General features: G+C 55.4%; 24 protein-coding genes and 1 pseudogene. 12 read left to right on the top strand and 13 right to left on the bottom strand.

Features of this window, described 5'->3' with window-relative positions; all coding sequences use genetic code 11:
- Nucleotides 1–62: 62 nt before the first annotated feature.
- Nucleotides 63–308, top strand: coding sequence for a DUF1158 domain-containing protein (locus KXR87_RS21385; protein ID WP_437434225.1), 246 nt, complete (start codon nt 63–65; stop codon nt 306–308).
- On the opposite strand, the gene KXR87_RS21380 is transcribed toward KXR87_RS21385, so the two are convergent.
- The gene (locus KXR87_RS21380) at nt 270–1,862 is read right to left on the bottom strand and encodes an alpha/beta hydrolase-fold protein (protein ID WP_437434224.1); all 1,593 of its coding nucleotides are present in this window, start codon (nt 1,860–1,862) and stop codon (nt 270–272) included. The genes KXR87_RS21385 and KXR87_RS21380 overlap by 39 nt on opposite strands.
- Before the next feature lie 152 nt (nt 1,863–2,014).
- Here KXR87_RS21380 and KXR87_RS21375 point away from each other — a divergent pair, with 152 nt between their 5' ends.
- Entirely contained in the window at nt 2,015–4,171 is a 2,157-nt protein-coding gene (locus tag KXR87_RS21375; protein WP_437434223.1) for a TonB-dependent siderophore receptor, read from the top strand.
- Nucleotides 4,172–4,210: 39 nt separating this feature from the next.
- Here the strand turns inward: KXR87_RS21375 and KXR87_RS21370 are convergent, their stop codons facing one another.
- A complete protein-coding gene (locus KXR87_RS21370; protein WP_437434222.1) occupies nt 4,211–4,552 on the bottom strand; it encodes a RamA family antibiotic efflux transcriptional regulator in 342 nt (113 codons plus the stop codon).
- Nucleotides 4,553–4,582: 30 nt separating this feature from the next.
- The gene (locus tag KXR87_RS21365) at nt 4,583–5,683 is read right to left on the bottom strand and encodes an MBL fold metallo-hydrolase (RefSeq protein ID WP_437434221.1); all 1,101 of its coding nucleotides are present in this window, start codon (nt 5,681–5,683) and stop codon (nt 4,583–4,585) included.
- Nucleotides 5,684–5,877: 194 nt separating this feature from the next.
- Here KXR87_RS21365 and KXR87_RS21360 point away from each other — a divergent pair, with 194 nt between their 5' ends.
- From KXR87_RS21360 to KXR87_RS21350, 3 genes are all read left to right on the top strand, one after another.
- Nucleotides 5,878–6,468, top strand: coding sequence for a TetR/AcrR family transcriptional regulator (locus KXR87_RS21360; RefSeq protein ID WP_437434220.1), 591 nt, complete (start codon nt 5,878–5,880; stop codon nt 6,466–6,468).
- A complete protein-coding gene (locus KXR87_RS21355) occupies nt 6,458–6,826 on the top strand; it encodes an MmcQ/YjbR family DNA-binding protein (protein ID WP_437434219.1) in 369 nt (122 codons plus the stop codon). Before KXR87_RS21360 ends, KXR87_RS21355 begins: the two co-directional genes overlap by 11 nt.
- Before the next feature lie 69 nt (nt 6,827–6,895).
- Nucleotides 6,896–7,693, top strand: a complete 798-nt coding sequence (locus KXR87_RS21350; protein ID WP_437434218.1) for a PhzF family phenazine biosynthesis protein — start codon at nt 6,896–6,898, stop codon at nt 7,691–7,693.
- Between the two features lie 90 nt (nt 7,694–7,783).
- Here the strand turns inward: KXR87_RS21350 and KXR87_RS21345 are convergent, their stop codons facing one another.
- The 6 genes from KXR87_RS21345 to pheP form a co-directional block, all read right to left on the bottom strand.
- Nucleotides 7,784–8,647: a DMT family transporter gene (locus KXR87_RS21345; protein ID WP_437434217.1), complete on the bottom strand. Its 864-nt coding sequence runs from the start codon at nt 8,645–8,647 to the stop codon at nt 7,784–7,786.
- Between the two features lie 132 nt (nt 8,648–8,779).
- Nucleotides 8,780–9,760, bottom strand: a complete 981-nt coding sequence (locus KXR87_RS21340) for a LacI family DNA-binding transcriptional regulator (protein ID WP_437434216.1) — start codon at nt 9,758–9,760, stop codon at nt 8,780–8,782.
- Between the two features lie 599 nt (nt 9,761–10,359).
- Entirely contained in the window at nt 10,360–11,508 is a 1,149-nt protein-coding gene (locus tag KXR87_RS21335; protein ID WP_437434215.1) for a Gfo/Idh/MocA family protein, read from the bottom strand.
- Complete coding sequence (locus KXR87_RS21330; RefSeq protein WP_437434214.1) at nt 11,505–12,569, bottom strand: sugar phosphate isomerase/epimerase family protein; 1,065 nt, start codon at nt 12,567–12,569, stop codon at nt 11,505–11,507. Before KXR87_RS21330 ends, KXR87_RS21335 begins: the two co-directional genes overlap by 4 nt.
- A gap of 15 nt (nt 12,570–12,584) precedes the next feature.
- Nucleotides 12,585–13,823, bottom strand: coding sequence for an MFS transporter (locus KXR87_RS21325; RefSeq protein WP_437434213.1), 1,239 nt, complete (start codon nt 13,821–13,823; stop codon nt 12,585–12,587).
- A 168-nt stretch (nt 13,824–13,991) separates the two neighbouring features.
- Nucleotides 13,992–15,380, bottom strand: coding sequence for a phenylalanine transporter (gene pheP / locus KXR87_RS21320; RefSeq protein ID WP_437434232.1), 1,389 nt, complete (start codon nt 15,378–15,380; stop codon nt 13,992–13,994).
- A gap of 209 nt (nt 15,381–15,589) precedes the next feature.
- Between pheP and KXR87_RS21315 the strand changes: the two genes are divergently transcribed.
- From KXR87_RS21315 to KXR87_RS21305, 3 genes are all read left to right on the top strand, one after another.
- On the top strand, nt 15,590–16,132 hold the full coding sequence (locus KXR87_RS21315; protein ID WP_437434212.1) for a hypothetical protein: 543 nt from the start codon (nt 15,590–15,592) through the stop codon (nt 16,130–16,132).
- Nucleotides 16,133–16,386: 254 nt separating this feature from the next.
- Complete coding sequence (locus KXR87_RS21310) at nt 16,387–16,527, top strand: hypothetical protein (RefSeq protein WP_437434211.1); 141 nt, start codon at nt 16,387–16,389, stop codon at nt 16,525–16,527.
- A 163-nt stretch (nt 16,528–16,690) separates the two neighbouring features.
- Nucleotides 16,691–17,158, top strand: coding sequence for a helix-turn-helix domain-containing protein (locus KXR87_RS21305; protein ID WP_437434210.1), 468 nt, complete (start codon nt 16,691–16,693; stop codon nt 17,156–17,158).
- An 89-nt stretch (nt 17,159–17,247) separates the two neighbouring features.
- Here KXR87_RS21305 and KXR87_RS21300 read toward each other — a convergent pair whose 3' ends face one another.
- The 3 genes from KXR87_RS21300 to KXR87_RS21290 form a co-directional block, all read right to left on the bottom strand.
- Complete coding sequence (locus KXR87_RS21300) at nt 17,248–17,697, bottom strand: GNAT family N-acetyltransferase (protein ID WP_437434209.1); 450 nt, start codon at nt 17,695–17,697, stop codon at nt 17,248–17,250.
- Nucleotides 17,698–17,890: 193 nt separating this feature from the next.
- Nucleotides 17,891–20,089: a TonB-dependent receptor gene (locus tag KXR87_RS21295; protein WP_437434208.1), complete on the bottom strand. Its 2,199-nt coding sequence runs from the start codon at nt 20,087–20,089 to the stop codon at nt 17,891–17,893.
- Between the two features lie 50 nt (nt 20,090–20,139).
- Nucleotides 20,140–21,222 (bottom strand): YncE family protein, encoded by a 1,083-nt coding sequence (locus tag KXR87_RS21290; protein WP_437434207.1) that lies wholly within the window; start codon nt 21,220–21,222, stop codon nt 20,140–20,142.
- 668 nt (nt 21,223–21,890) lie between these two features.
- Here KXR87_RS21290 and KXR87_RS21285 point away from each other — a divergent pair.
- The 4 genes from KXR87_RS21285 to KXR87_RS21270 are packed head-to-tail and all read left to right on the top strand — an operon-like array spanning nt 21,891 to nt 24,856.
- Nucleotides 21,891–23,102 (top strand): SpoIIE family protein phosphatase, encoded by a 1,212-nt coding sequence (locus KXR87_RS21285; protein ID WP_437434206.1) that lies wholly within the window; start codon nt 21,891–21,893, stop codon nt 23,100–23,102.
- Between the two features lie 5 nt (nt 23,103–23,107).
- Complete coding sequence (locus KXR87_RS21280; protein ID WP_437434205.1) at nt 23,108–23,689, top strand: SiaB family protein kinase; 582 nt, start codon at nt 23,108–23,110, stop codon at nt 23,687–23,689.
- Entirely contained in the window at nt 23,682–24,098 is a 417-nt protein-coding gene (locus KXR87_RS21275; RefSeq protein WP_437434204.1) for a DUF1987 domain-containing protein, read from the top strand. Before KXR87_RS21280 ends, KXR87_RS21275 begins: the two co-directional genes overlap by 8 nt.
- Complete coding sequence (locus KXR87_RS21270; protein WP_437434203.1) at nt 24,092–24,856, top strand: GGDEF domain-containing protein; 765 nt, start codon at nt 24,092–24,094, stop codon at nt 24,854–24,856. The genes KXR87_RS21275 and KXR87_RS21270 overlap by 7 nt, the downstream gene beginning before the upstream one ends.
- 26 nt (nt 24,857–24,882) lie before the next feature.
- Here KXR87_RS21270 and KXR87_RS21265 read toward each other — a convergent pair.
- Nucleotides 24,883–25,359: pseudogene (locus KXR87_RS21265) on the bottom strand (acetyl-CoA carboxylase biotin carboxylase subunit); the annotation flags it as partial.

Below are 25,359 nucleotides of genomic sequence, written 5' to 3'. Positions count from 1 at the left end.
GGGAGATTGCACCAGGGTGCACTTTCCCCGACAATACCTCTTTTAACAACCGATTAACTGATATGAAGCACCCACTGGAAACCTTGATCACCGCAGCCGGCATTCTGGGAATGGCGTTCGTTTCCGTCCTGCTGCTCCCCGCGCCTTCGCTGGGGCTGGTGCTGGCACAAACGCTGATGGACACCTTCCATTTTCAGGACCTCAATCAGCTCTATACCATTCTGTTTTGTCTGTGGTTCCTGCTGCTGGGTGCCGTAGAATTTTATGTTTTACGCTTTATCTGGCGGCGCTGGTTCTCTCTGGCGTAAGCCGGTGATGTCCCGTAACCCATGCACTAAGGCCTCGACCCACGCGGCATAATCATGCCCGCTCGACCAGGGGTGGAAACGGCTGTGATAGCCCTTTTCCCGTAGCATACTGTCAAAGTCCATGCTGTTGCGGTAAATACCCCCATCCGGGCCCTGCGCTTCGAAACGTCCGGCCTGTATCCAGAAACGTACCGGGTAACGCGGCGCTTCGGCATATTGCCGCGTTAACCAACCCGCTTTTTCCCCTTGTGGCGCCCACCAGTAGGAGCCGGACAGGCTCAGTACATTGCCGAACAGGCGCGGGTAACGCAGCGCCACCCAGGAGGATGCCAGACCACCATAGCTGGCACCGGCGACTATCGTCTTCTTACGCGCTACCCTAATGCCCTGTTGACGCAGCCAGGGGAGCAGATCGTGGGCCATAAAATCGGCGAAATCGGCGTTTGGCGGTAGCTCCCGTGACCGCCGCGCGTGGTCAAGGCTGTCAATGAAAACAACGTTCACCGGCGGCAGTTGGTGCCGCGCTATCAGCCCGTCCAGCACATTGGCGGTGTGGTAATCGTCCTGCCAGATCTGCCCGTCGAACAGAAACAGGGTCCAGCGCACGGGCTGAGCGGTATGGGGACGGTAGATGATGATTTCCCGGCGGTTACCTAAGCGCGCGCTGTACAAGGATTTACGCATGAGCGAACCGTGCAGAATGGGTTGGGACATGGCTTTACGGGAGAAATAGCGGACCGGGCTTAAGTCCAGCAACGAAGAGCGGTTCCAGCGGTCGGCATGTGGGCAGCTCATCGTGAGGGCGTTAAGGGGATCGGCCTGCGCACTGACCAGAATGGCACGGCGCTGCTCGCGCGGCGTGCCATCGATCTTTGGCACATCCGGTGCAAGCTTATACTGCATGCGCGTATCAGAAGGGACAACATAGCTGCGAAACCAGACGTCTGAATGTGCGAGTTTAAACAGCGGATCGTGATCGCCGGCGGGGGACCCAAGAATAAAGACATTGCCGCGTGCGCCACGCCACAGGAAGGTCACGCGCTTATGGGTTGCATCCACCGGCTCCACCAGCGGCGTACCGTTTTGCTGACGAGCGGCCCAGAACGCTTCCGTGTTTCCCCCGGCTGCCAGCTCCCCTGCCAGTTTTTGCAGCGCCGGGCTGGCAGGATCCAGCACCAGCGCGCGGGAGAGCGGCTCTGTTTCTTTCATGCGCCAGCTAAACGACCAGCGCATGCCCTCATTGCCGTGGAGTACCAGCGATGAAGAGCGTTTTACCGGCAGAGAAAAGAGCAGCGACTGCTCGCCGTCAGCCGGCCCTCCTTCCAGTAACGTGCGCAGGTGATGATGCTGTTCGTCAAGCAGGTGTGCATCCGTTACGCCTTTCAGGGTCGCCTGAACATAATTTTCACTGAGCACGGGAAGCTGAAAACAGACTTCACCGCTGGCATCGAATCTCCCCTGCTGCTCTCCCTGAACCGACGGCGATTCGCAGGGCGCCGCCACCGCAGACAGTGTGCTGAACCCCACCAGTAACCCACCCCAAGCCATCTTCATTCGCGTTGCTCCCTGTAAAATTGCTATTGACGCTAATGCAAATGCTAATAATTTGCAATATCATCTGCGCCGTTAAGGATGGCTCCCCGCGGCGTCTGGGTATGTTTTGGGGAGGCGTGATAGCAGGTAACCACAACAGGAATATAAAAATAATGTTTAAAAAGAACAAAATAACGCAGCTCTGGCTGCTCAGTCTCACTGTTACAGGGGTAAGTTCTCCGGTGCTGGCAAAAACCGGTGGTGAGGAGACGCTCATTGTTTCGGCGAAGGCGGTTGAAGAGCCCACTGCGCCAGTTAAAGGGATAGTCGCCACCAAAACCCTGTCGGCAACCAAAACCTCCGCCGATCTGGTGAAAACGCCGCAGTCCGTTTCGGTCATCACCCGCGACCAGATGAAAGCGCTGGATGCTACCTCGGTGTCACAGGCGCTGCGCTACACCGCAGGCACGTTCACCGAATACCGTGGCGCGTCCAACCGTAACGACGAAGTGTTTGTCCGTGGGTTTAGCTATGTGCCGAAATTCCTCGACGGCCTGAGCTTCGGTGCGACCGCCTCTTCGCAAACCGGCACCGTCGATCCGTGGCTACTGGAGCGCGTGGAACTGGTGCGCGGCCCGGCTTCGGTGCTTTTTGGTCAGGTTAACCCAGGCGGCCTGATTAGCATGACCAGCAAACGCCCGACCAGCGAATCCCTCCATAACGTTCAGTTCCGTACCGGCAATAACAAGCTGGGGGAAGGCGCGTTTGATTTCGGCGGTAAACTGAGCGATGACGGTCGCGTGCTCTACCGCCTGAACGGCATCGCCCGCACCCAGGATAATCAGATAAGCGATTATAAAGAGACACGCATGGCCATTGCGCCGGCTATCACCTGGTACCCGAACGATCAGACGCGCTTCACGCTGCTTACCAGCTACCAGAAAGATCCCGACGCGGGCTACCGCAACTTCCTGCCTTACTACGGCACCGTGGTGAGCGCCAACGGTAACTATCTGCCGTGGAATATGAACGTCAGCGACCCGGATTACGATCAGTCCTGGCGTGAACAGACCATGATTGGCTATGAGGTAGAACATCAGCTCAATGATATCTTTACCTTCCGCCAGAACGCCCGCTACGCCACCATCAAACAGAAATACCGTTATCTGGTGTATGCCAACAGTGCGCCAGAGAGTACCGTGCTCACCCGCCGGGCGCAGCATGAAGCGCGCACCACCAACGAGTTCGGCCTCGATAACCAGCTTGAAGCCCAGTTTGTCACCGCCGCTGTTGGTCACACGGTACTCGGCGGCCTGGACTACAAGCAGAGCAAAGATAAGCAGCTGCTACAGCGCGGTTCCGGCACCCAATATGATTTCGACTGGACGAAACCGACTTACGGCGTGAGCGTGGATGAGAGCACCTTCGCGACGCTCACCGATGAGCAGCAGAATCTGGACCAGATGGGTGTCTATTTACAGGATCAGATGAGCTGGAATAACTGGGAGCTGCTCCTGTCCGGCCGGTATGACTGGTCAGAAGTGCGCAGCACCGACTTTACCGCCTCAGACGCGCTTACTCAGCAGAATGACAGTAAATTCACCTGGCGCACCGGCTTGCTCTATGCCTTCGATTCCGGCCTGTCGCCGTATATCAGCTACAGCACGTCGTTTGAGCCGAATCTGCAAACCAACCGCGCACCGGGCGTCGCCCCCTTTAAACCCACCACCGGTAAGCAGACCGAAGCGGGCCTGAAGTACCAGCCAGTGGACAACACGCTGATGTCGGTTGCCGCCTGGGATCTGCGCCAGACCAACGTGCCGACCTACAACAGCGCGGAAGGCTGGTTTGAAAACGCCGGTGAGATTCGCTCAAAAGGGGTGGAAGCAGAGGTTCACTCAACCCTGTGGGAGAGCTGGAACATTATTGCCTCTTACACTTATACCGATGCCGAAGTGACCAGCACCACGGTGGCGGGCGTGAAAGGCAAAACCCCGCAGCGAGTTCCTGCGCATATGGCCTCTGCCTTTACCAGCTACACCCTGCCCTCCGGTCCGCTCAAAAGTCTGACCGCTGGTGTCGGGATGCGCTACATTGGCACCAGCTATGGCGATGCAAAGAACACCTTCAAAGTGGCGTCGGTGGACCTGTATGACGTGATGCTGGGATACTCACTCGGTGAGCTCAATGACAACCTGAAAGGGGCGAGCGTGCAGTTTAATGTTAACAACCTGGCGAACACCAAATACGTCGCCTCCTGCGCCAGCGACACCGCCTGTTTCTACGGCGTGGGTCGTACCCTGACCGCGACCGTGAATTATGCCTGGTAATTGTTGAAAAAAACCGGCTGTTATCCAGCCGGTTATTTATCAGTGAGTCTGCGGATGATGCTCTTTGCGCCAGGCGCCCGGCGGCTGATGAAAGGTGCGGGTAAAGATCCGCGTAAAGGTCTGCTGGGAATCAAAGCCATACTTCAGGCAAATGTCGTAAACCTTTTGATCGGTGTTTAATAAATCCTGCGCCGCCATCGACAGCTTACGTTCACGAATGTAGCGCCCCAGACTCTCCCCTTTGTACTGTAAAAACAGCCGTTGCAGGTGCCATTTTGAGTAGCCGGAATGGCGGGCGATATCGTCAATCCGTAATGGTTGATGCAAATTATCGTCGATCCATCCGACGATGGTGTCGATAACCTGAGCGGAAATAGTCATGTTACGCTCCCCTCTGCTCTTCGAAAAAACCTATTCCCACCAGGCCCGGAAGCCTTGCGCAGGGTCTGCCGCCAGAACCGGCTCGCCCAGCGTGGGGGTTAACAGTCGATACCCTTTTCCCTGGCTTGCCAGAGCCAGTCGTTTATAAGGGTCATCCCAGGTGTGCTTCGCCAGCACAAAACGTCCCGCGTGACCCGGCAACACCGCCTGAGCGTTAAGCTCCTGGGCTGCCAGGGCCGTCTCCTCCGGCATCATGTGGATGTACTTCCAGTCCTCGTCGTACTGACCGTTTTCCATAATGGCCAAATCCACCTTGCCAAATTGCTCTCCAATGGCTTTGAAATGGGGCCCATAGCCGGAGTCACCGCTGTAATAAAGCGTGCGATCGCCGGTCACGAACATAAAACTGGCCCACAGCGTCTGGTTACGTTTCAGACCACGTCCTGAGAAGTGCCGCGCCGGAAGTACATGCACCTCCAGTCCGTCTGCCACGCTGATGGTTTGCTGCCAGTCGGCTTCCTGAATAATGTCCGGGTTCATGCCCCAGTAGCGCAGGTGCGACCCGACGCCCAGCGGGGTCACCACCCGTTTGACCTTCGGCAACAACCCTTTGATGGTGGCGTAGTCGAGGTGGTCATAATGGTCATGGGAGATAACCAGCAGATCGATCTCCGGCATCGTCTGCGCCGTCCAGGGGTACTCCCCGGCGAACGCTTTGTTCAGGAAGGAGAAGGGTGCCGCGTAATGGCTCAGTACCGGGTCAATCAGAATGCGTTTACCGGCGAGCTGCAAATACCAGGAAGAGTGCCCCAGCCACACCACGGTGTCCTGCGCCAGCGGCAGACTCATGAGATCGGTCTTCATCAGCGGTAAAGGCTGCTGCGGACGCGCGTTTTCACGACGGGTGACCAGAAAATCCCACATTGCCGCGAGCATATTTTTCTGCCCGGTATAGTTGGGTGTCGGCAGTTGATTCTGAAACTCGCCGTCACGGTAGTGCGGCGACTGCTCGACACGCATGCGCTGTTCACCCTGCGGTGGCTGACCGAACCCGGCGTTAAGCACAAAGGGTAAACTGGCGGCTGAAACAAGGAGCATTATGAGCACCACGCTGAACGTAAGACGTTTCATCTTCCCTTCCTGAAAGCGGTCCCCATCCGTTGGAACGCCAAAATGTGTTAAACTTGAATATGAGTGAGTAAGCACTCATTATAGAAATGATTAGAATGTCGTCAAGATGATTTTCGAAGTTTGACATTGAACGTTGCAGCGCCGGAATGGGCATGTTTCAATCGTGGGTTTTAAACCCAGAGGAGAAAAATGTAGTGGCTCGTCCTAAGAGTGAAGACAAAAAACTGGCATTACTGGATGCGGCGGCCGTCGCTATCGGTCAAACCGGCATTGCGGCCTCAACGGCGGCGATTGCCCGTAATGCAGGTGTCGCTGAAGGCACCCTGTTTCGCTACTTTGCCACCAAAGATGACCTGCTCAACGCCCTCTATCTGTATTTAAAATCCGATTTATGTCGGACCATGATCGACGGGCTTGACCGCGCCGTCACCGATCCGAAATTGCATACCCAGTCCATCTGGAACAGTTATATTGACTGGGGAATTCGCCACCCTACAGGCCATAATGCCATTCGCCAGATTTCCGTGAGCGAAAAAATCACCCCCGCCACGCGCCAGAAGGTTCATGAGATGTTCCCGGAGCTGCACGAGATCTGTCACCGGTCCATTATGTCTGAGTTTCTCTCTGAGGCGTTTTCGTCTTTTGGCGATGCCATCTTCCTGACGCTTGCCGAGACAACCATGGATTTCGCCAGCCGCGACCCTGAAAAGTCGAAAGAGACCAAACGCCTGGGCTTTGAAGCCATGTGGCGCGCACTGACCGCAGAGGGGCACCGTGGACAGTAAAACCCTGCATGCGTTTGCACACCGTACCGCGCTGGCGTTGCCCTTTACCGACCACTGCTGGCCGTTTGGCCCGGAACATGACGTCTTTAAAGTGGAGGGAAAGATTTTCATGATGACCACCACAGCACACGGCAGACCCCTGGTGACTCTGAAGTCCGATCCTCAAAAATCCCTGCTTAATCAACAGATTTATCGCAGCATTGAGCCAGGCTACCACATGAATAAGAAGCACTGGATCTCGGTTTTCGCTGGTGACGATATCACCAAAGCGCTGCTGGCTGACCTGATTCACGATTCACGCGAACTGGTGGTGGACACGCTGTCGCGCAAAGCACAACAACGTCTGCGCCCACGCTAGCCCTGCCCCTGTTCCTCACTGACGAAACGCGTTACCGTGTGGGTCCGATGACTGACAGGAGCAGAACGCGTGGAACTGGCGATTTATCAGGTTGATGCCTTTAGTAACGGCCCGTTTTCCGGCAACCCGGCCGCAGTGTGTATTACCCCCGACGCCCTGGAAGCTGCAACGATGCAAAACATTGCAGCGGAGATGGCCGTCTCCGAAACCGCTTTTTTGACGCTTCGCACAAGACAGTTACGCTGGTTCACCCCGCTTGCCGAAGTCGATCTTTGCGGTCACGCTACCCTCGCTACCGCCCACGTATTACGCCAGACGGGTCAATTGCAGGTGGGTGAACGCATCGAATTTACCACCCTCTCCGGCCCGCTTACCGCTATCGCTCACGCGTCAACGATTGAACTTGATTTCCCGCTGACGCCGCCGGATATGCGTCATCTCCCCGACGCGCGAAAAGTGGCGGCGCTTGGGCTTGAGGAAAAGGAGATAGTGGCCTGCGGCAGATACGGAGCCAAAGAGATGATCGTCATTGAAGATGCGCAGCGCATTGAGAACCTTGCCCCCGATTTTCAGGCGCTCGCGGCACTCCCAGGCCGCGGCGTGGCGGTTACCGCGCCGGGCAGGGAAAATCAGGATTTTATCTCCCGCTATTTTGCTCCCTGGGTCGGCGTAAACGAAGATCCGGTGACCGGATCGGCGCATTGCGCCCTCGCCGCCTACTGGTCAGCCCGCTCCGGTAAGCGCTCACTACGTGCCTGGCAGGCCTCCGCACGCGGCGGCGAGGTAGTGATTGAGCTCGCCGGCTCCGACCGCGTAAGACTCTTCGGCGCGGCCCATACGGTGCTGGCAGGAAAACTCTTTATCTAAATCTGGTGCTCCCTTGCAGGTGGCCCGGCACTGTGGAAGTGTCGCACCACTGCGGTTCGCATCAGGGTGTTCGGCAAAGGGAGTTTTCACTCAGGAAGGCAGTTTCGCCACCATTCGCCAGCGGAACCACAACTGCGCAAGCAGGATAAGCACACCACCGAGAATTTTTTGTAGCGGCAGGCGCTCGCTGTACCACAGCGAGGCCGCAATGACCGTGAGCAGGGGCTCCAGCACCATAATCAGCGCCGCGCTGGCGACCGCTGCATACTTCTGCCCCTGTATCTGCAGACCAAAGCGCAGGCTGGTGGCAATAAAAATACTGGCCACCAGCCACATGATGGTCGGGGCCGTTAACGGCTGGGTCCAGTGTTCAAACAGCAGTGAGAAGAAGACGCCGATGCTGCCCGTTACCGCCAGTTGCACGGTGGTAAGGGGAATGAGCGGGACATCTCGTGCTAAACGGCTGGTGTAACAAAAGGAGATGGATTGCACAAACGCGGTCAGCAGGAACCACCCCTGGCTCGGGTGAAACACAATCGGGGTGTGTAAGCTCAGTAACGCAAGTCCGATAACGGCGACCGGCAGACACTCCCAGTACGCGCGGGCCGGACGCACGCCCATCATCGCCCAGGCCACCAGCGGCACAAACAGCATGGAGAGGCTCATGATAAAAGCCCCCTCTCCGAGCGAGGGCGTGGTGGAGACCGACCAGATCCACAGGCACATGTTTGCCGCCATCCACAGCCCGCTGGTTACCGCCTGGCGACGCCATTGCGGGGGAATACTCTGACCACGGCAAAAGGGCAATAACACCAACGCCGCCCCCAAAAAACGCACCCCCAGAAAGGCGAAAACCGGCATACCGGAAATAGCCTCTCGGGAAAAAATCCACCCACAGGCGGCAATCAGCGTGGTGAAAACGAGAAAGAGTTCTGCTTGTCGTTGCCGGTTCATGGCAAAGCTCCCTGAGCATAAAAAAACCAGCGAAAATCGCTGGTAATAGGTATCTGACTGATAATACACCACTATACCCTAAATAATCCGGGTTAAGGATGTGCAGGCTACCACCTGAAGTATGACGGGTTATTACGCACTGGCACGGGAAATATAGTGCCAGTCCATCATAATGCGTTCTGCAGGGGCCTGGGGATTGTCGATTTTATTGAGCAATAAGCCCACCGCCTTGCGGCCAATCTCACGCGACGGTTGCGAAACCGTGCTGAGAGGTGGCGTGACCATTTCGGCCAGTTCCGTGCCATCAAACCCGACGACCGCGATATCCTGGGGCATGGCGAGTCCGGCCTCGTGAATAGCCAGCAATGCCCCTGCGGCCAGGGTGTCGGAGACGGCAAATACCGCATCGGGGCGTTCGTCAGCACGCAGCAGGTTTTCCATTGCCGCTTTCCCGGCGCTGAAGCTTAAATCCTGGGCATATTCCACCGCTTTCCAGCAACGCTGTTTTTCCGCTAACGCGCTGGTGTAGCCTTGCTCACGCAGGCGGGCATATTTGTAGCTCAAATCATGGTTGATAAGCGCGATGCGCTGGCAGCCGCGCGCAAGCAGCTGCTCAATGACGCACCGAGCGGCCTCCACGTCATTAATACCCACGCAGGAGACGTCTCCTTCATCGGCATACTCCGCGCACTGTACCCAGGGGGCGCTGCCTATCAGTGTTGTCAGTTCCGGCAGGCGAGCAAAGGCATCCATTGTGATAATGCCGTCGACAATTTTACCGGAGAGCAGTTTAAGCGCAGAGCGGGAACGCTCCATATCGGAGCCGGAATTACAAAGCAGAATGCGAAAACCGTTCTGCTCGGCCGCTTCTTCTATCCCTTTCACCACTTCGGCACAAAAGGGGTTAGCGATATTCGACACCAGTACCAGGATCATTGAGCTGCGGGCGGTACGCAACTGACGCGCCATCAGGTTGGGCTGATAGTTGCTTTCCGCGATGGCCTTCAGTACGCGTTCACGGTTGGTCTCTTTTACCGACTCGCTGTTATTGAGGACACGTGAAACCGTGGCAACGGAAACGCCAGCCAGCCTGGCGATTTTCTGAATGGACATAACGTCGAGAGTTCCTGCGGTTAGCGGTGGGTTAGCAGGCTATCATATTGCCGGAAGGCATGCACGGTGGACTCCCTCGCTATTCAGGAAGAGAGTGGGGATCAGAGCTATATGCTACTTCTGGCGTCGCTCCCCTCACCCTGATCCCCAAAGGCTGAGGGATGCCCAGTCATATTACGTTTTGCAGCGATATCATTGCTGAATGAGAATAAAGCAGTTACCGCGATGACAGGGTCCGGCTGAAAATCGACGACGCGTATCCGCAAGGCCGGGGTGACGCGCAGGGATGTTGCCTTCGCCCGTCCCCGATAAGCCTGAAGGAGAAGCTAAGTGGACCGCGCCAGCGGCGATTTTCCTGGCCGGGAGCCCGGGTCGCCAGGGTGGTGGCGGTGAACCACCCTGGCACGTTCACGGGTTCTGGAGCGACAGAAAAGCAAGAAACATAAGGTGAACGGAATGCCTCCTCAGCGCCGCATGTTTCCCCTCACCCTTGCCCTCTCCCCGGAGGGGCGAGAGGACTGTCCGTGCATACATTTTTTCTGAGGATTCCTCAGCCCTCAAGAGAGAGGGGACCGTCCGTGCCCGCAGGCACATCCATCTCAATACTCCACCGTTACCCATTTTTGCTGAGCGTGACTTTGCAAAATGGCATCAATAATAAACATCACGTTGGCGCCGTCATGGAATGAGGCAAACCGGGCCTGCTCACGCGCAGGCATCTTGCCGACTTTTACTGCCGAGTAGAAGTTAAGCATCATGTTCCTGAAGGCATCCGGCCAGCCTTCGATATGACCACCGGGGAAGTGGGCGCTGGCGGCTACGTCCGGAGACATCAGTCCAGGATCATCGGTGAGGATCTGGTTCGGCTGCTGACGATGCCCGATCCACAGCTGCTGGGGGATCTCCTGGTCCCAACCCAGTGAGCACTCACTACCATTTATCTCAAAACTGAGGCGGTTTTTGCGCCCGGCGCTCACCTGCGAAACGCTGAAACAGCCCTTGCTGCCATCATCAAAACGCAGCAGGACCGAGGCGGCATCTTCGGTTGTTACCGGGCGTGCTTCCCGTTGCGCTCCCTCATCTGCCGATGAGAACGTCGCGGCAGAAGAGCGCACCTGGCGGGTCGGCCAGACAATCGCCAAATCCGCCATCACCTCCGTGATACGCTTTCCGGTGACAAACTGCAGGGTATCGCACCAGTGAGAACCAATGTCCCCCACCGCCCTTGAGGCTCCGCCGACTGACGGATCCACGCGCCAGTTGTAGTCGGTTTCAAGCTGCATCCAGTCCTGCAAATAGCTGCCATACACCGAGAACAGGCGCCCCACTTTCCCACTGCGGTTCATGCTCGCAGCCTGCTGCACCATCGCAAACTGGCGATAGACAAAGCTGACGCCATGCACCACGCCCGCCTCTTCGGCTAAGGCCACCAGTTCGCGGGCTTCGTCTGCGTTCATGCAGAGCGGTTTTTCGGAAAAAAGATGTTTTCCGGCGCAGAGCACCTGGCGGTTAATCGCAGCGTGAAGATGGTTAGGCGTGCAGTTATGCACTACCTGAAGTCCCGGATGAGCCAGTAGGTCCTCCACGCTGCCATAGGCATGGGGAACGCCCAGCGCACGCGCTTTTTGCGTGGCGTTCGCCAGCGACGCATCACATAAGGCGACCACCTCGACAAACCCCAGGCGACGCAGCGCCTCAATATGCGCCGGACCAATAAAGCCGGTGCCAATAATGCCTGCCTGAATCATTCAACCTCTCCCAGACCTAACATCCTGCGCACGCTTGCGCGGTCTTCTGCCCCGGCGGCAAAGTCATCAAACGCGTGGGCGGAAACCGGGATAATGTGGCGACGAATAAACTCACTGCCCTCCCGCGCGCCCACCTCACCCGACTTCAGGCAGCACTCCCACTCCAGCACCGCCCAGCCCTCATAACCGTAGCGGGTGAGCTTGCTGAACACCGCGCCAAAGTCTATCTGCCCGTCTCCCGGTGATCGAAAACGCCCCGCTCTGTCGGCCCAGGTCTGATATCCCCCATAGACACCACTGCGCCCGCTGGCGCGAAACTCCGCATCTTTAACGTGAAACGCTTTGATACGTGAATGATAGATATCGATAAACGCCAGATAATCAAGCTGCTGCAAATGCAAGTGGCTTGGGTCATAGAGAATGTTACAGCGCGGATGGTGGTCGACCTTCGTCAGGAGGCGCTCAAACGTGACGCCATCATGCAGGTCTTCACCCGGATGAATTTCAAAGCAAAGGTCCACGCCCTGCTCGTCGAAACGGTTGAGCACCGGCAGCCAACGACGCGCCAGCTCGTCAAAAGCCTCTTCAAGCAACAGCGCATTGTGCGGCGGCCAGGGGTAAAAATAGGGCCAGGCCAGCGCCCCGGAGAAGGTCGCGTGCGTCTTCAGACCAAGATTTTTTGATGCCACCGCGGCCTGCATCACTTTTTCGACCGCCCAGGCCTGACGTGCCGCCGGATTACCGCGCAGCGACGCAGGCGCAAAGCCATCAAAGGCGGCATCGTAAGCCGGGTGCACGGCTATCAGCTGCCCTTCCAGATGGGTAGAGAGTTCGCTAATGACCAGCCCATGCTCTGCCAGCAGCCCGCTGACCTCATCGCAATAGGTCTGGCTTTGTGCGGCACGCTCAACGTCAAAAATCGCCGGATGGTTGCAGGGGATCTGCAGCGCTTTAAACCCCAGCCCGGATGCCCAGCCCGCCAGCCCGACGAGCGAGTTAAACGGAGGCTCCCCGCTGATAAATTGCGCCAGAAAAATGCCCGGCCCCTGAATGGTTTTCATAGCGTCTCCCAATTTTTATGCATGGTCACTGTCTTTATATTTAAACGAGACCAGGAAAATCAGTGCGATAACCGCTGCCGCGACGGCCGGTATCCACCAGAAGGTCACCCAGGCCTGGGGAATGGCCTGCCCCGCCACGAGGCGGTTATAGAGCGCACCGGAAATCTGCGAGCCGAGCAGCATGCCAATACCGTAGGTAAACATCACAATCATGCTCTGGGCCTGGCCTTTGACCTTTTCCCCGGCCACGCGGTCGGTATAGATAAAGCCCACCACGAAGAAGAAGTCGTAGCAGACGCCGTGCAGCAAAATGCCGAGATAGAGCAGGAAGCGCCCCTCTTCACTGACGCCAAGCGCAAAGAAGGCGTAACGTACAAACCAGGCGAGCATCCCAATCAGCAGCATGTATTTCACACCCAGACGGCGGAACAGCAGTGGGATAACCAGCATGAAAAAGATTTCAGACATCTGACCAAACGACATGGCGGTACTGACATCCGCAACCCCGGCATCCGCCAGATATGAGGCGGTGTAGGCGTAATAGGTGCCCAGCGGGACTGAAATCAACATCGCGCACAGCGAAAACACAAAGAAGTGGCGGGTTTTCAGCAGCGCAAAGGCGTCGGCACAGAACAGGTCACGCAGGGCGACCGGTTGCCCTTTTGCCGGTGCGGGGGTATGGGGCAGCGTCAGGCTGTAGAGCGCCAGCAGAACAGAACAGGCTGCCGCCACCTGGAAAATAGTCACGCTGGAGGAGATGCCCGTAACGCCGATAAAAATACCCGCCACAATCCAGCCGATGGTGCCAAACACGCGCACCACCGGGAAAGTTTTGTCGATATTCGACAGACTATGAAACGCAATATTGTTAGTCAGCGCCAGCGTCGGCATGTAGCACAGCGTGTAACCAAACAGCAGCGCAATCAGCAACGAGCCATTTTCCGCGACCAGCGCCTGAGGCACAAACATCAGAATAACCGCCCCCGCCAGATGCATCACCGCCATCACTTTTTGCGACGCGAAGAAGCGGTCTACCAGCATCCCCAGCACAAACGGCGAGAGAATCGAGGCGATAGGCCCCGCCGAGAAGGCATCGCCAATTAACAGCGACATGTTGTGCTGCGTCATCACCAGACCTAAAGTGACCGACCAGCTTCCCCAGATAAAAAATTGTAAAAACATCATCAGCGATAGCCGGGGAACCAGCAGTCGGTGCTGAACATGACTTCCACTACTTTCGGTTGTTGACACCATTTTTTTGCCCCACCCTAAAAAAGTAATCGATTACAAACGCCATCAAATGAAAAGTAATCGATTACAAAATTATTTTCCTGTTCAGTGAAACAGGAGTGGGAGATCAGTCACGATAAATTTTGTTGGGATAACGTCCCGCCCTGATCGGCGGGACGAAAGATCAGCACGTTAGGCTTTACGACGTGAGAGTGTGAACGCAGCGAACAGGAAGGCAATCCATACCGGCAGCAGAATAGCAGAGGTGCGCATACCGTCTATGGTGCACATCAGCGCCAGAATCATCAACATAAAGGCGATGCACAGATAGTTACCCGCCGGGTGAATAAGCGCTTTAAACAAGGGGTCACGGCCTTTACGCCGCATGGCCGCACGGAATTTGAGGTGTGCCAGCGAAATCATTATCCAGTTCAGCAGCAGTGTGGCCACCACAAGCGCCATCAGCAGACCAAAAGCCTCTTTCGGCAGCAGATAGTTCACCAGCACCACCAGCGACGTGATGGCCCCGGAGAGGAACAACGAATTCACGGGTACGCCACGACGGCTGACGCGCGTTAAAAATGCAGGCGCATTACCCTGTACTGACAGACCAAACAGCATACGGCTGTTGGAGTAAACACCGCTGTTGTAGACCGATAACGAGGCCACCAGAATGACAAAGTTCAGCGCCGATGCCACCAGGTTACTGTTCAGATCATGGAAAATCATTACAAACGGGCTGCTGTCGGCTTTGATATCGACCCACGGGTAGAGGGTCAGTAGTACCACCAGCGAACCGATATAAAAGAGGAGAATGCGATAGACCACCTGGTTTACGGCTTTCGGAATAGATTTATGCGGATCGCTGGCTTCCGCTGCGGTGATCCCGATAAGCTCCAGCCCGCCAAAGGAGAACATGATCACCGCCAGCGACAGCACCAGCCCGTTCCAGCCGGTGGCAAAGAAGCCATCAAAACGCCAGAGATTTTCGACGCTCGCTTTTTCTCCGCCGTTGCCGCTAAACAGCATCCACAGGCCGAAGCCTATCATTCCGATAATGGCGAGGACTTTGATGAGCGCGAACCAGAATTCGGTTTCGCCGTAGAGGCGCACGTTCACCAGATTAACGGCATTGATAATGATGAAGAAGGTTGCGGCCCAAATCCACGTCGGCACCTCCGGGAACCAGTACTGCATATAAATCCCGGCGGCGGTCAGTTCCGCCATTCCCACCAGCACAAACATTGCCCAGTAGTTCCAGCCAGACAGGAACCCGGCAAACGGCCCCCAGTATTTAAAGGCAAAGTGAGCGAACGACCCGGATACCGGCTCTTCAACAACCATCTCACCGAGCTGGCGCATAATCAGAAAGGCAATAATGCCTGCGACACCGTAGCCCAGCAGCACTGCTGGCCCCGCCATCTGGATTGCCGGGCCAATGCCGAGAAACAATCCGGTGCCAATCGCGCCGCCAAGGGCGATTAATTGAATGTGGCGGTTTTTAAGTCCTCGTTGCAGCGTCGGCCCTGTTTCCGACGCGGCATCTGCGAAGTGCTCAGATGCCATTGACGCGTTTTTCACGTCTTTCCCCTTTCTTGTTGTCATGAAGCCGCACCTTTTAACACTTACAGCAAGGTGTAGCAAGACCAGGGAAAGGGTCTCCCCTACCATCAGGCATCGCTCGTTCATAAGGCATGAGTGATAGTCATGATAGTTTTTATAGATTCTATTGACGCTCTATTTTTTATTTATATAATCTAACCATACTTTTAATAAAGCGTGAGGATGAAATGACAGATTCAGCGATCGTTGTATTTACCGCCAGGGGCTTTGACAGAATGCTCAAAGAAGGGGGTTCTCAAGCCTGGGTGCTCAATGAAAAGCGTGCAAGAGGGTGTAAGTACGTGGTCTGCGTGCAGAATCGGGATCCTGCCGATAACCAGCATAATGACTGGGGAGACGTCTCCGACCCGCATAAAAACGCTTTCTTTATTGGCAAAATCTCTGACATCGTTCCTTCACCAGCCTGGGACGGTACGCGTCCGAAGAAGTGGCTTATCAGGGTCAGTGAATATGCCCACCTTGCCATTCCTGATATGTGGGATGGTGCCAGAAACCCGGTGGCCTACTCTTCTTTGAAAGCGCTGGGCATTAAAGAGGACAAGCTGGTTTTCAATAAGATGCCTGCGGTTGACATTACACCGCCCAACGTTGTCGAAGCGTCAGCATCAGAACCCGACCTGAGCGGCATTACCATCCAACAGGCAAAAAAACTGCTGGCCAAAAAGTATGAAGTTTCAGAAGAGTGTATCGAAATTATTATCCGGGCATAGCACGCCGGCACCTGCAGTCATGAACAGATTAACGCCCTGATCATAAAATAAAATGCGGAGCCGGGAATGAGTATAGACTGGGAGGCAATGTTGGTGACATTCACTTAGAGCATATTGAAAAGATCGAACGTGCAGCGCGTATGCTGGCGAAAATGAAAAAACAGCCTGAAGCTGATTAAATAATTTTCCTGCGTATGGGTTTATCCGGGACGGGTGTCAGACCTGGTTATCAGATAGCGCTTTTTAATGGCAGCATGACGCCCATCACGGGTATTAACCACGAGGCCTTTGGGGTAGAAGAGTTTGCAAGCCTTCGGGTATCAAAACGCTACTTTATTGACGATCTTACTACCCTGCGTCTGTCTGGCGGCACGCTGGAGGCTGACGACCAGTAACGTCATTCGCCGCTGAGAGACGGTCATTTTTTGCAGGCACATTCTGGCGCTTCACCGCGCCAGTCCCGCTGTCAGGTCCGTGTCAGCTTGCTGTCGGGTGCGTGTCGTGTTGCTTTTTTACGATTTGAGCGACGCTTGGTTATGTTCAAAACGGAGATCCTTTATGATGACCAACAATGTAAAAGCCTACCGCCTCGCCCGCGCCTGGTCCCAGGAGCAACTGGCTGAAATGGCCGCCATCAGCGTTCGCACGGTACAACGCATCGAAAATCAGGAACAGCCCAGCCTGGAAACGCTAAGTGCGTTAGCTGCGGTATTTGAGGTGAGCGTCGCGGAGCTATGCGCAAACCGTGAAAGCAAAAATGACGAGGCCGTGGATCAGCGGATTCACAGCGCCCGCAACCAGCTTGAAGCAGAAACCCGTTTTTATCGCAGCCTGCTGACGGCAGTGATGGTCTGCGGGCTCCTTTATGTACTCAACCGCACCACATCGCCACAAAGCCACTGGTCACTGTGGGTCGCCGCCATCTGGGGCGCACTGATTCTGCTACGTGGGCTGCGTATTTTTATCTTTGGCAATCTGATTGCCGACTGGCAAAAGAAACGGCTGCAAAAATTGCTGCGTAAGTAAGGCAGTACTGGATTAAAAACCGTTCAGTAGAAAATTGAGTGCGTCTTTTACACGCTGGCGGTGATGACGGACATCCCCCACTTCCTTCATTACAGCACTTTCACAAAGCATACCACCTCCGGCCTGCCGATGTAGCGCCCATAGTTCCCGGTTTGCCTGTAGCCCTGCTTTTCATAGAACGCCACCGCCGGGTGATTAACGCGGCGGGTCTCCAGTTTCATTTCGTGATAGCCCAACTCTCTTGCCGCCTGTTCAAGATAACGCAACAGCGATGAGCCAATCCCCTTCCCTGCGTGCAACGCAAACATGCGCTTGAGTTCCGCCGTTTCTGCGCTCAACGGACGGATAGCCCCACAACCCACGGCAACACCCTGCTCATCATAGGCCAGCACCCAGAGCGCCCTGTCTGCTTGCACATCGTCAATATTAAAGGAGTGCTTCCCGCTGCTGCCGGTGAGGGTCGCAAGCGCGACAGACAATTTTTCGATGAGGGTCCGGGAATCCACCGATAAGGGATCGGCTCTGGTGATATGAATCATGGCAGTGTGCTCTCAGGCGGGTTATTCAGAACCTTCACTTTAACGATGGGGAGTAGAAAAAACACCCCGGTATGCTGCCAGAGTGCAGACCACTGGCTTAGAGGAAGGTTGATGCACGAGGAAAAACGGCAGAAGAGGTGTGGTCGGGCATCCTTGCCCAACCTGTTACCTGCGCGGCAAAGCGGCGTCAGACTTAGAAATCGTAACTCATCGAGACTTTCAGGGTACGTGGTTCCCCCTGGAAGATATAGGAACCGTTGTCCTCGACGCTGGCCCAGTATTTCTCATTGGTGACGTTGTCCACACCCACGCGCCAGACCATCTCGTTCTGCTCCTGATTCAGACGCATACGATAACGCATGCCCAGATCGAGGGTGGTGTAGCTGTCCAGTTTCTTGGTGTTGGCGTTGTTAGCGTACTGCGAACCGGTGTGATTGACACGTGCGGTCGCCGTCAGGCCCTCAACCGGTTTGATGTCGTACTCCGCCCCGATAACCGCATAGAAGTTAGCCACACCAATTGGCGTATTGCCTTTATTCAACCCATTCTGCGTTTTGGTCAGTTCAGCATCAAGCCAGGTTGCGCTGCCGTTCAGACGCAGGCCAAGCATCGGCTCACCGAAGACGTTCAGCTCAATACCCCGGTTACGCTGCTCACCATCAAGCGCGTAAACGTTGGTGTTGCTGTTCTGAATAGCGGTCGGTTTTTTGATTTCAAACAGCGCCAGCGTACCGCCAATGCGTCCGAAATCGGTCTTCACGCCCACTTCATTCTGTTTTGAGTGGGCAATGCCGGTGGACTCAAACTGATTAGCTGCCCCTCGCGGTGCGGTGCTGCCCGGCTGCAGCGCCTCGGTATGGTTGGCGTACAGGGAGACGCTCTCCAGCGGTTTATACACCACACCCAAAGTCGGCATCCAGCGATCTTCGGTATAGCGGGACGCGGTGGTCTCTGCGCCCGTGGCATTGCTGTAGTTACGTACCCATACCTTCTGGTAGCGGGCCGCGGCGGTAAAGCGCAGGCTGTCATCGAGCACCCCGAGGGTGTCGCTGAAGAGCCAGCCCTGAGTACGGGTGCGGCTGGTGGTGAGCGGATCGTGATAATTGCCGCCAAAAATGGTATTTGCCGGAATGGCGACATCGTCATTGTCATAAATATTGACCGGCGCGCCTTTGCCCGCCATCCGCCACGCGGTTTTATCGCGTTTGATGTTCGCAGAATACCCGACGTTGACGTCATGCGAGACAGCGCCGGTATCAAAGCGACCACGCACGCCGCCCATTCCACTCGACGAGTCCATGATGCGATTGGTATCCAGCCGCCCGGCGGTGGCATCGCCCTCTTTGTTAAGGAGTTTCGGCGTGCTGTAGATGCCCTCTTCATGGGCGTGCTGCGCGCCATAGGCCGCATACGCCGTCCAGTCATCGGTCAGATCGTACTCGGCGCGCGCCATCCCGAATTCGTTTTCAATGTTGCTGTAGCCCCATTTCTGGGCAAAGTTTTTGCGCGGTTCGGGGACATCAGGAATAAAATCCACACCGCTGATATTCAGCCCGGTCGTGCCTCCGTGGAAGGTTTTTTTCTGATATCCCACATCCAGTGAGGTGCGCAGACGATCGCCACGGTAATCCAGGCCCAGTGAGGCCAGCGTCGTGCGACGTTTATCATCCTCCGCTGCCGCCTCACCTTCACGATGCACCAGGTTAACGCGCGCGCCGAACTGATTGTTATCGCCAAAACGACGACCGACATCCAGGGTTCCGCCGACCTGGGAACGGGTGCCATAATCCACGCCCACGCGGGTCACGGGCACGTCTTCTGCATGTTTGGGTTCAAGGTTTATCATGCCCCCCACGCCGCTTGACGCTGCGCCGTTCAGCAAGGCGTTTGCCCCTTTAAACACCTCTACGCGCTCGATCATTTGGGTATCTACCACCTGGCGCGGTAACACTCCCGGCAGACCGCCAAACAGCATGTCGTCACCCTCCAGGTTGAAGCCACGGATACGATAGGTTTCCGCAAAGTTGCCGTAGCCCTGAACAACCTGCACGCCCGCATCATTGCTGACCACATCCGCGACGGTTTTCGCCTGCTGATCCTGCACCAGTCTGGAGGTGTAACCGATAACGTTAAAGGGCACATCCATCGCCTTCTGCTCGCCCATCATGCCCAGACGACCGCCGTGGGCCACCTGGCCGTCAAGATAAGCAGGGACCAGCGCATCGCCACCAGCGTTGAAATCGCTTGCAGGTGTTGCCTGCACAACAATGGTGTCGTCCGGTGAGGTTTTGCTGTTGGCATCCGTGGTGGCAGCGGTCGCAGAATGCGCAGCGGCACCGATTGCTAACGCCAGTAACGTTTTGCGCAATGGGGTATGTGGGTAAGCGTTCATGGTTAACTCGTGATTAAAACAGAAGTTAGGCCCGTTTCCGGGCCCGTTGATTAATTGAGCGGAATACGGACAACGCTGTCCGGGCCGTTCGTCGAGTGATCTTTATTGAAACCCTGCTTCACGGTGACGTACAGCGTCTGCCCGTCAGCAGTGAGCAGGAGGCTGTTCGGGTGTGGCTTCAGATCCCAGCTTTTCTTCACCGCGTAGGTGGTGGCATCCAGACTCAGCAGTTTGCCGGACTCACGTTGCGTGATGTAAATCTCATGACGTATCGGGTTAAATTTGACGGCCAGCGCATCGCCCGATAGCGTTTTCATGACCTTACCGGTGTGAATATCCAGCACCAGCGTCGTTTTCGCTTTGGCGTTGTCGGTCACAAACAGACGGCCTGTCTCGTTGTCTTCGGCAATATTCAGCAGCAGTGCAGGCTGGTCGCCGAGAGGCTTCCAGCGTTGTTCAATGCGGTTGGTGCGCGGGTTCACCACGAGAATTTCACCGCCGCCGTTAGCGACATAAATGCGCTGCGTCTGTTCAGACCAGTGCAGCCCCGTCACCCACTTGCCGGCATTTTTGATGCGGGTTTTTAGCTTCATGGTGTTGGCGTCCACCACCCAAACCAGTGCCGGGTCGCCGACCGCGCCAACGTAGAGGAGATGGTTGTGCAGCAAAATCTCACGTGCGCCGAACGGGAAGCCCTCTTTATTACGCTCCGGGAAGCGCACACGGTTCAGTACCTTTCCGGTTGCGGTATCCACCGCACTCACGCCGCCATCAAGGGAGTTGGTGACATAGATGATTTTGCCGTCTTCAGAGATAGCCATGCCGAAGTTTTTCAGATCGGTATGGGTCAGACCAAGGGTTTTCAGGCTGGTCGGGTCGAGTTTATAGATGACACCCCCCTGAACATCTTTGAAACCTTCCGCGCTCGCCACATAAAGGGCATCCCCTTTCGGGCTAAGGGCCATTTCATACAGGCCACTGGCAAGATCGCGTTTTTGCACCTTCACCGCCTCTGCTTTGGCAGCAGGCTGTTGGGCGACAGCGGGATGTTTTGCCTGATGCGCCGACTGAGCAGTACAGCCCGCCAGCATCATGACGGACATCAGCGCCAGTGCGGAGGTTTTCATTTTCATGGGGAAAATCCTTTACCGATTAAAGTCAAAAAGGCAGGCGAAAAGCGCATCACGCAGGTGACGTGAGAAGCGTTACGGGCAGGCCACAGGCCTGGTGCGTTCGCCACTTCTGTTCAGTGTTCCCTGTCAGCGTTTATGCCCACTTTTTATCCGGGAAAGCCATCCTGACTCGCCCGATAACACTAAAGAGAATGAGAACTATACTCATTCTATCTGGTCAGGCAAGCGTTATCGCGTGGTCGGGTTTACGAAAAATGAAATGCAGGACCGAAAATAAAAGTCAGGCAGCTGGCCATTAACGTGGCAGAAAGGCCGGCACGTTAATAAAAACGGGGGTGCCACGTCCGCCGTTGCGCTACCAGCCGCATCCGGCCGATTTCAAACCGGCACTAAATTTGGGGTTGATTGATAAGATGATAAAGATTATCTTTCTCATTACCGAATAGTTGAGCAAATCGCTCAGGTATTCGGTACGACATTGCTCACATTGCTTCCAGTATTACTTGCCCGCCATAAGTGCGGGCTTTTTTTTTACCTCGCTAAAGCGGTCACGGTTTGCCTTTGGGAACAATAATCTTCCGTTATCCGGATCGGTAACCCCTTGAAATAAATCCGCAACAATCAGCCTCTATCCTAAGATTATTCTTATCAAGGAGCGATCCAGGATCATGGACTTACCTCTCTCATCGCGACAACTTAATGCGGGTGCCCTCCGTCTTGCCGTTCCGCACGTGACTGCGGATGCCAATAACCTTCAGGTGATGGCGCTGTTCAATGAACATAAAGCTTTAATTGGTTTACCCGTTCTTGAACAGAATCGCCCTATCGGCATGATCAACCGCCATATTTTTCTCTCGCAGATGAGCCGTCCGTTTTTCCATGAACTCTATGACCAGAAAAGCTGCATTGCCTTTATGGATAAAACACCGCTGATCGTTGATGCCAAAGCGGGGCTCGATTTCCTCGCCGAACGCGTTATCGAAACCGGTGATAAAGCCATCACGGAGGGCTTTATCCTCACGGAGAACGACCAGTATATGGGCATTGGCTTAGGTCTTGATTTGATTCGTACCGTCTCAGACCTGCAGGCCAAGCAGCACCTGCAAATTATGCAAAGCATTGAATATGCGCGGGTGATTCAGGAATCCATGCTGAGTCGCTCGCGTCAGAGTATTGAACAAACCCTTGCGGACTGGTGCCTCTACTGGCACCCGCGTGATTGCGTCGGCGGTGATATCTATGCCTTTCAGCCCTGTGAAAATGGCTGGTTGCTGGTACTGGCGGACTGCACGGGTCACGGTGTTCCCGGTGCCTTTATGACCTTTATCTTCTCATCTGCGCTGGAAAAAGCGCTCAGTCTCGCCCCTGCCCGTGAACCTGAGCGCCTGCTGGCGATTATCAATGATTACATCAAACAGACCCTGAGCCAGGTGCACCCCACGGATGACTCCAGCCAGTCGAACGACGGCTGCGACGCTATCGCGTTATTTGTTGATACGCACCATGCCCAACTCATCTGGTCCAGCGCCCGTATGCACGCCTTTATGCTGGGCGTTGACGATGAAGAGGCCTACACCCTGGATAACGATCGTAAAGGAATTGGCTATACCGATACGCCCGCGGATTATCAATGGCATCGCCATCAGCGCCCGCTTCGCCCTGGCGATCGGCTTTTGCTGGTGACCGATGGCGTGACGGATCAGATTGGCGGGCCGCGCGACATAATGTTTGGAAAAAAACGTATTCAGTCACTGTTGACCGAGCAACGTGGGCAGCCAATGTCCGTGGTTTCCGGGGCACTTACGGCCGCGTTGACCGACTGGCAGGGCAAGCAACCGTCGCGCGACGACATGACATGGTTTGGTTTTAGCTGGCGATGAACACCATGAAAATTAACGACCTGCAGGTCAAAGAGGCCGTACTGTTACCTCTGTTTACTCTCCAGCGCCAGAGCGCTGTTGAGCTTTTTTATACCGGCTATTTTTCCCAGCAGAATATTATGTCGATGGGCAGTGTGATCCGCGCCTGGCTGGATAAAAACGAATCCTCATCGGTGACGCGCCGCAAATTATTTTCCGTCTTCATTGAGATGGGACAGAACATTGTGCGCTACTCCTCCGATGAACGTTTTATGTGTACCGGCCAGGAAGAATTACGCTTTGGTTCACTCTGTTTTCATACCGACAACGGAAATTACTATCTTGAAACCGCCAATCTGGTGGGCCCGGAAGAATCCTCACTGCTGAAAACAAACCTCGAAGTGTTGCGTGCTATGACGCAGGCGGAAATACGCGACGCCTGGAAGCAAGGATTACGCAGCGAAGCGCCTGCCACCAGCAAAGGGGCGAATATCGGTTTGTTGACCATGGCGCGGGATACCAGTGTTCCGCTGGAGTATCGCATTCATCCTCTGGCGGCCAGTTCGCTGTCCGCCTTTCATTTAAAGGCGACTTTTTGCCATGACTGAAGTGACATTACCCCCTTCCATTGAACAGGCCGCGACCCAGGCCACGCCGGAAGTGAATTTCGATTTTTCAGCGCAGCGTCTGGTGCTCAAAGGTGAAGCCTGGCCTGAAAATGCGGCGGCATTTTTCCGCCCGCTGTTACAGGCGATTGAGGGCTGGTTACAGGACAAGCCAGCCAGCAGCGAACCCGTTCGTTTGCATGTGGCTCTGAGCTATTTCAATAGCTCCAGCACCAAGATGCTGTTTGAACTTTTTGAGTGCCTGAACGGGTTTGCCAGACGTGGTACGCCCTGTGAACTCTACTGGTACTACGACGCAGAAGACGATATTTCCGAAGAATTCGGTGAAGAGTTACGTATCGACTTCACTTCTCTGGCTGTTGTTCTCATACCGGATCTTAACGAATGTTAGATATTAACGAGCTTTTCAGGGATGAATATTCCGTACTCGAAGACGCTCGACTGGCGGCGGCGGATACGCACCTTCCTGCCGATCTCTGCCGTGAAAAATTGTGGACAGTGGCAAAGCACTACCAGCGCTTGATCCGCGAATCCTATCGTTTAATAACCCGCAGCGATCGCGCTGAACGCGAACTTAATCGCATGAACGAGCAGTTGCAAAAGCTCGCGGCTCAGCTTGAGTATGAAGCGACCCACGATCCCCTGACCGCTGTTTTTAACCGCAGCGCCATCATTAATCAGATCAACAAATCCCTGACGCAGGCCAATGTGGCGCTGATCCTACTGGACATCGATCACTTCAAACGAATCAATGATGAATATGGCCACCCGACGGGCGACCGTGTCATCTGCTCGCTGGTATCACGTATTCGGCGTGCGCTGCCGGAGAGCGCAGCGATTGGCCGGGTGGGGGGCGAAGAATTTACCATCCTGCTGCCGGAAGCGCGTATTGAAGAGGCAATGATTATTGCGAGCTATATTCACGCCTCCCTGAACGCCTCGCCGCTGGATGTGCTGCCACAACAGTTGGTGACCGCCAGTTTTGGCGTCAGTCTTGGGGCGAAAGAGAGTGATTTTGAGACGCTCTACAGCACCTCGGATGCCGCACTTTATATGGCGAAAAAGCGCGGGCGAAACCAGGTTGTGCTCCACGAGGATTTCTTCCGCCCGCCGGTACAACTGCACACCGGCACGGTATTCGCCAGATAGCGTAGCCTCTGGCGAATACGCCGCGTTTACTTCTCGTTCAGACCGAGTTTCTTCTCCAGGTAGTGGATGTTGGTGCCACCCTGCTGGAACTTCTCGTCGTTCATGATGCGGGACTGCAGATCCACGTTGGTTTTGATGCCGTCGATGATGAGCTCCTGCAGGGCGTTCTTCATGCGGGCAATCGCCACGTCACGGGTTTCGCCAAAGCAGATAAGCTTGCCAATCATGGAGTCATAGTACGGCGGTACGGTGTAACCGGCGTAAATATGGGACTCCCAGCGCACGCCAAAACCGCCTGGCGCGTGGAAACGGGTGATTTTACCCGGGCTCGGCAGGAAGGTGTTCGGGTCTTCAGCGTTGATACGGCACTCCACCGCATGGCCTTTCACCACCACATCTTCCTGTCTGATGGAGAGCGGCTGACCGGCAGCAATACGCAGCTGCTCTTTGATGAGGTCCACGCCGGTGATCATCTCGGTAACCGGATGCTCCACCTGAATACG

The organism is Yokenella regensburgei (assembly GCF_051486985.1).
Classification (GTDB): Bacteria; Pseudomonadota; Gammaproteobacteria; order Enterobacterales; family Enterobacteriaceae; genus CBFFRJ01.
Note: the sequence above shows the minus strand (reverse complement) of the source record. Positions and strands in the feature narration are given on the sequence as shown.